The following is a 6191-nucleotide window of genomic DNA, read 5'->3' as shown; positions in this document are numbered from 1 at the left end:
TGGAAAATTAAAATGAAGAATATTAAACCTAAACCAGTAAAAAAGGCACCCATCAAAAAGGCCATTTGTTTATTTTGTTCTTCAATCTGTCCGGTGTAATCAATCTTTACACCATCTGGTTTTTCAGTAAAACCTTGCATCTCATTTCGAATCTTAGATACAATAGCGCCAGCATCCGTAAAACCTGGAGCTAAAGCGGAGTAAAGTGTAACAACACGCTTAACATCTTTATGTTTTATGGCACTAAAACCAGAGTTATTAGATTGTTTAGCAACAGTAGAAACAGGTATTTCCTTTATCTGTCCAGAAGCCATATCTCTAAAGGTTATTTTCTGATTGAAAATAGCACTAGTATTATATCTGTTTTCTGCATTAAAGCGCACATAAATATCATAATCTTCGCCGTCTTCTTTGTAAATACCTGCTTTTGCACCAAAAATAGAATTACGTAATTGTTGTCCAACCTGACCCGAGGTTACTCCTAACTCTCCAGCTTTTTTTCTATCAACAATAACCTGCATCGAAGGCTTTGATTTATTCACGTCGATTTTTAATTCATCAATACCTTGGATATTCTTAGAGTTTATAAAATCACGCATTTTTTCAGCAGTCGTTATGATCTCTCCATAATCTTCACCTTCTAATTCAACATTTATGGGATATCCGGTAGGCGGACCAGCGGCATCCTTTTCAACGGAAATCGATACCCCTGGATAAATATCCTTAAGGCCTTCTTGAATCTTTTTAAGCAATTCCTGACTATCTGCTCCTTTTCTAAATTTAAATTCACGCATGCTAGCGGTAATTTTTCCTCTATGCGGCATTTCTGCAGCGGAGCCACCATCTGTTTGTGGATTCCCTGCACCTTCTCCAACTTGAGAAACAGCACTTTCGGTTAAGAAATTAAAATCTCCATTTTTATAAACGTCTTCATTAATGATATTATAAAAACGTTCTTCAATCTCTTTAGTAATGGCATTAGTTTTCTTAATATCTGTTCCCTCTGGGTATTCTATATAGGCAATAATCTGATTAGGTTTATTTTCTGGAAAGAATTCAACTTTTGTACGCTGACTTCCAACGGAAGCTCCAAAACCAACAAATGCTATAATTAATAAAACAGAGGTTCCTATAGTAATGAATGCCGGTTTTTTTCCACTTAAAGCAGCACGAAGGGTTTTTTCATAGAAACGCTCCCATTTAGGTAAAATATTGTTTTGAAAACTGTTGGCCCATTTTCTTAGGAATAATCTATATATCCATAATAAACCAACATTGACTATCATTAAGGTTCCTAAACCTCTATATGCACCACCAAAAATTAGAATTAACAAACCGAGACCTCCAATAATTGCTGAAATTTTAATTATGTTTTTTAAAGGCATGTCTTTATCTTCAGTGGTCATAAACTGAGATACCAAAACGGAGTTAAAGAATATGGCAACAAATAAAGAAGACCCTAAAACAACAGATAGAGTAATTGGAAAATATTTCATGAACTGTCCCATAACGCCTGGCCATAGGCCTAACGGAATAAATGCAGCTACTGTTGTTGCTGTTGAAATGATGATAGGAAATGCTATTTCGCCAATACCTTTTTTGGCAGCTTCAATACGGCTCATGCCTTCTTCACTCATTAATCTATAGGCATTTTCTACCACAACAATACCGTTATCTACTAACATACCTAGGCCCATAATTAACCCAAATAGAATCATGGTGTTCATGGTATAACCCAGTAAGTTCAATATCATTAGAGACATAAACATGGACATAGGTATTGCAAAACCTACAAACAGGGCGTTTTTAAATCCTAAGAAGAACATTAAAACGGTTACAACTAGAATAATTCCGAAGATAATGTTATTAACTAAATCATCTACTTGACCAATAGTTTTTGAAGACTGATCGTTAGCAATGGTAACTTTTAAATCTGGCGGAAATTTATTTTCAATAGCATTTTCAACAATTACCTGAATTTGTTCTGCAGCAGCTACCATGTTTTTTCCCGCTCGTTTTTTTACATCCAGCATGACAACAGGCGCGCCAAACTCTCGGGCATAAGTTGTTTTATCTTCGTCTTTAAATGTTACTTTGGCAACGTCTTTAAGATAAATAGGGTTATTCTTTTCAGACTTTACCACAAAACTTTCTAATTCTTTAGGGTCCTCTATTTCTCCTATAATTCTGATAGTTCTGCGTTGGCCGCTAGTAATTAAATTACCTGCAGACATCGTCATGTTTTCTCTACTTATGGTATTGATAATATCATCAAAACTGACTTGAGCAGCCATCATTTTATAAATATCTACAGCTACTTCTACTTCTTTTTCTTGAGCCCCACGAATATCTACTTGTTTAATTTCTTGAAGCCCTTCAATTTCATCTTCAAGATATTCGCCGAATTCTTTAAGTTTATCTACGGGATAGTCTCCAGAGATATTAATATTAAGAATTGGGATTTCTTCAGACATACTTAAGTCGAAAACATTTGGTTCCACTTTAGCACCATTAAATATTGGCCAATCTTCACCTGAGGTTTCCGAATCTACTTCGTCTTTAATTTTTTGTTTTGCAGCTTCAACAGGAATATTTTCATCAAACTCAACTATTACAATGGAGTAATCTTCTTGCGAGGTTGAGGTGATTTCAACCACATTACTAACCGTTTTAAGTTTGTCTTCAATAGGGTCTGTAATGAGTTTTTCAATATCTTCCGCTGTGTTTCCAGGGTAAACCGAACTAATGTAGATTTTAGTTTCTTTAATCTCTGGAAAGCTTTCTCTTGGCATACTAAAATAGGCACTTGCACCAAGAAATAATATTAGCGCAATCAACACATACATGGTTGTTTTGTTGTTGATGGCCCAAGAGGATAAACCAAACTCCTTATTTACTTTTTTATTCTTTTTATTTTTGGTCATTGGTTTTAGTCTTTTTTCATCCTCTTAAAAAAGATGATTTTTAATGTTATTAAACGGAATTAGTATAATCTGGATTTATGTCTGCTCAGCAATTCCAAGTTTATTCAACTACAAGAATTTTAACTTCTTGACCATCTTTTACACTACGAGCACCTTCATCAATAATTTCTTCGTCATTTACAATGCCGGATAGTACTTCAATATAGTCGCCTTGAGTTCTACCTGTTTCAATAAACTCACGTTTTACCCTAGCTTTATTTTCAACCTTATTAGTAATGGTGTAAACATATTGTTGTCCTTCTGCATTTTCTGATATAATACTTTGCGGAATTAAAATGGCTTTTTTATTAGTATAATCATTGATTTTAAGTTTTGCTGTAAGATTAGGTTTTATAGCAGTATCCTTATTAGGAATAGCAACTTCTACCCTAAATGTTCTGTTTGCAGGATTGATAAAATTACCCGCTTGACGTACTTTAGCATTTATTTCTTTACCTAAAAAAGGAAAAACTACGTTTACTTCTTTTCCTTTAATAATATCTGAAACATAGCGTTCAGGAACATCAGTTTCAATGTACATATCATCTAAATTTACAATTCTAAATAATTGGGACTGACCCGGTGCAACAACACTACCTTGGTCTGTTATAACATCGTCAATAGTGCCTGAAAATGGTGCACGAACAACTGTTTTTCCTATTTGTTGTTGTAATTGTTTTGTAGCTTCAAGCTGTGACTCATAGGCTGCTTTTGCTTGTAAATATTGAATTTCACTACCTATTTTTTGATTCCATAAACGTTCTTGACGTTCAAACGTTGTTTTTGCTAAATTTGATTGAATTTTTAATTGTGATAATTGTTGACTTAAACCGCCATCGTCAATTTTAGCTAATACTTGTCCTTTACTTACTTTTTGTCCTTCTTTAACATAAACACCAGATAGTACACCAGAGAATTCAGGGTAGATTACTAGATTCTGATTTGTATTTACATTCCCTTGAAGTTCCACAAAGTGATTAAAAATGGATTCTTTAGCATGAAAAGTAGTTATTAATGGGATTTTTTCTTGAGGATCTAAAATCTTAATTGTTTTTTCTAACTGTTTTAATTGTACTAAAATTTCTTGAGCTGAAGCATCTAATTCTGTTTTCTTTTTCCTGATAAGCTCTAAATTATTAGTAGCAATAATCTCTTCAACAGATTTTTTCTTAACGTTTTTGCAAGATGATAAAAGAAAGCTTACTAATATGAGTGAATATATATATTTCATGTTTGATTGATTTTAGTTGTTAATAGTGTTTAATACGGTTTCTAATTCAGCTTTTTTATTAATAACATCAAGCATCGCTTGAAGGAATTCTTGTTGAGAACTGTATAATTGTATTTGTGCTTGCCTTAAATCAAAACTTGATACTATGCCTTCAAAAAACTTGATTTGATTTTTTTGTTCTATACGTTCAGCGAGGTTTAAATTTTGTTTTTTGTTGTCATAATCTTCTATGGCGAACTGATAATCACTTTTAGAGGAAGCTATTTGAAGTTTCAGTCGTTGTTCAGTTTCAATAAAATCGTCTTCAGATTTAGCAAGATTAATTTTAGCACGTTGCGTTGCTGCACTTCTTCCTAAAGAACTAAAAACGGGAATGTCCATACTAACTCCAAATAGTGAGGATCCAAACCATTTTTGGTTTTTACTGGTAAAATTAAAACTGTCATCATAACCTTGGTAGCCTCCATTAACAAAAGTATTTAATGTTGGAAGTGCCTTGCTTTTTTCGAGTTTAAGCAATAGTTCTTTTGATTTTTTATTGTTTTCAGCAATAAGATAGTCAACCGTATTCTCCACATTAGCATCCGATTCAATTAAATCCAATGACATGTTTTTCAAAGACAAATTTTCCAGACTATCGGTAACTACTGTATTATTATAAACATCAAGCCCTAAAGTAATGTTAAGCATTTGGTAGGCCAAGGTTTTTAAACGTAAGGTGTTTTTTAAAGCGCTTTCAACACCAGATAGTGTGATTTGTAATTGCTCGACGCTTTCTTCTTCTTCTAATCCATTTTCATAAATTTTGGTCAAGTCATTAAGATTGTTTTTAAGTACTGCTTTGTTTCTCTCAAGAATAAGAATGCTTTGTTCGGCTAGTAATACGTTACCGTAGGCATTAATCACTGATTTTCTAACTCCTAAGTCTGTTTTTACTTTAGCATTTTTAGAGATTTCTAAAAATACTTTAGCCGCTTGTAAACCAACTAAATATGAGCCATCAAAAATCTTTTGATTTAACGTAGCAACAGCATTTACACTTTGTTTTGTACCGAAGGTTACTTCTGAGAATTCACCTGGATTACCGCCAAAAAATTCCGCAGGAATCAATGATACCTGTTGTTTTAAAAAGTTTTGATAACCTATTGAAGCATCAATTTGGGGTAAACCAGTTGCCGTAGTTTCCCATTTTTGTTGTTTAGCTGCCTCGATATCACGTTGAGCATTTTTTGATGTCCTATTGTTTTCTAAAGCAAAGATTATTGCTTCTTTTAAAGAAAACCTTTGTTTGTTTTCTTGAGAAACGACCGTTATAGAAACTAATAAACTAAAAATTAAAATTAGTTTGTTCTTCATTTTTATGATTGATTTGATGTTATAAATTTGTTTAATATTTGTAGTCCTTTTTCAGTAACTATAGCTCTTAAATGATATTCTAGGTAGCTTTCCATTAAGTAATCCATAGTATATGTCTCTTGCGGAAAAATAGAGTGGTCTTTTATCCCTGTCATCCCATTAAAATACATTCTAGAAATAAAATCAACGTTAATTTTGGGTCTAAATAGTGTGGTGTTAACGCCTTTTTGAAGGCTCTCTTTTACCGATTCATGCATCTTTCCAAACTGTTTCTGTTTTAAGACATCATATATTTGTGGGTAATATTTTTTAAGCTGAAATTGAGGTGATGATTTCTCATTCTTTAGATGATGCATTACAAACATTTTAATATCATATAATTCTTCAATAGGATTGTTTGACTCATCACAAATACCATCAATACCATCACAAATAGTTTCAAAGAGCCCAAAAGTAACTGCTTCTACAAGCTTTGTTTTGTTTGAAAAATGAACATAAATGGTTTTTTTAGATATGCCCATTTCTTTTGCGATATCATCCATAGTAACACTTTTAAAACCAAGTGTTATAAACAGATCTGCTGCTTTATGTATAATATTTTCTCTCATATTTCGGGCAAATATACTCATGGAAACTTTAAA

General features: G+C 32.8%; 4 protein-coding genes. All 4 read right to left on the bottom strand.

The features are described 5' to 3' along the window. On the bottom strand, window positions 1–2924 hold a 2924-nt coding region (locus tag QZ260_RS01095), incomplete at its 3' end, for an efflux RND transporter permease subunit (protein ID WP_295981795.1). A 100-nt stretch (window positions 2925–3024) separates the two neighbouring features. Continuing rightward, entirely contained in the window at window positions 3025–4194 is a 1170-nt protein-coding gene (locus QZ260_RS01090) for an efflux RND transporter periplasmic adaptor subunit (protein WP_295981793.1), read from the bottom strand. 12 nt (window positions 4195–4206) lie between these two features. Beyond that, window positions 4207–5550 carry a TolC family protein gene (locus QZ260_RS01085; RefSeq protein WP_295981791.1) on the bottom strand — a complete coding sequence of 448 codons (1344 nt, stop codon included), beginning with the start codon at window positions 5548–5550 and terminating at the stop codon, window positions 4207–4209. Window positions 5551–5552: 2 nt separating this feature from the next. After that, window positions 5553–6158 (bottom strand): TetR/AcrR family transcriptional regulator, encoded by a 606-nt coding sequence (locus QZ260_RS01080; RefSeq protein WP_295981797.1) that lies wholly within the window; start codon window positions 6156–6158, stop codon window positions 5553–5555. Window positions 6159–6191 lie beyond the last annotated feature (33 nt).

Origin of the sequence: uncultured Algibacter sp. (genome assembly GCF_905480415.1) — a bacterium.
Classification (GTDB): domain Bacteria; phylum Bacteroidota; class Bacteroidia; order Flavobacteriales; family Flavobacteriaceae; genus Algibacter_B.
This window is presented reverse-complemented; position numbering and strand designations above follow the sequence as displayed.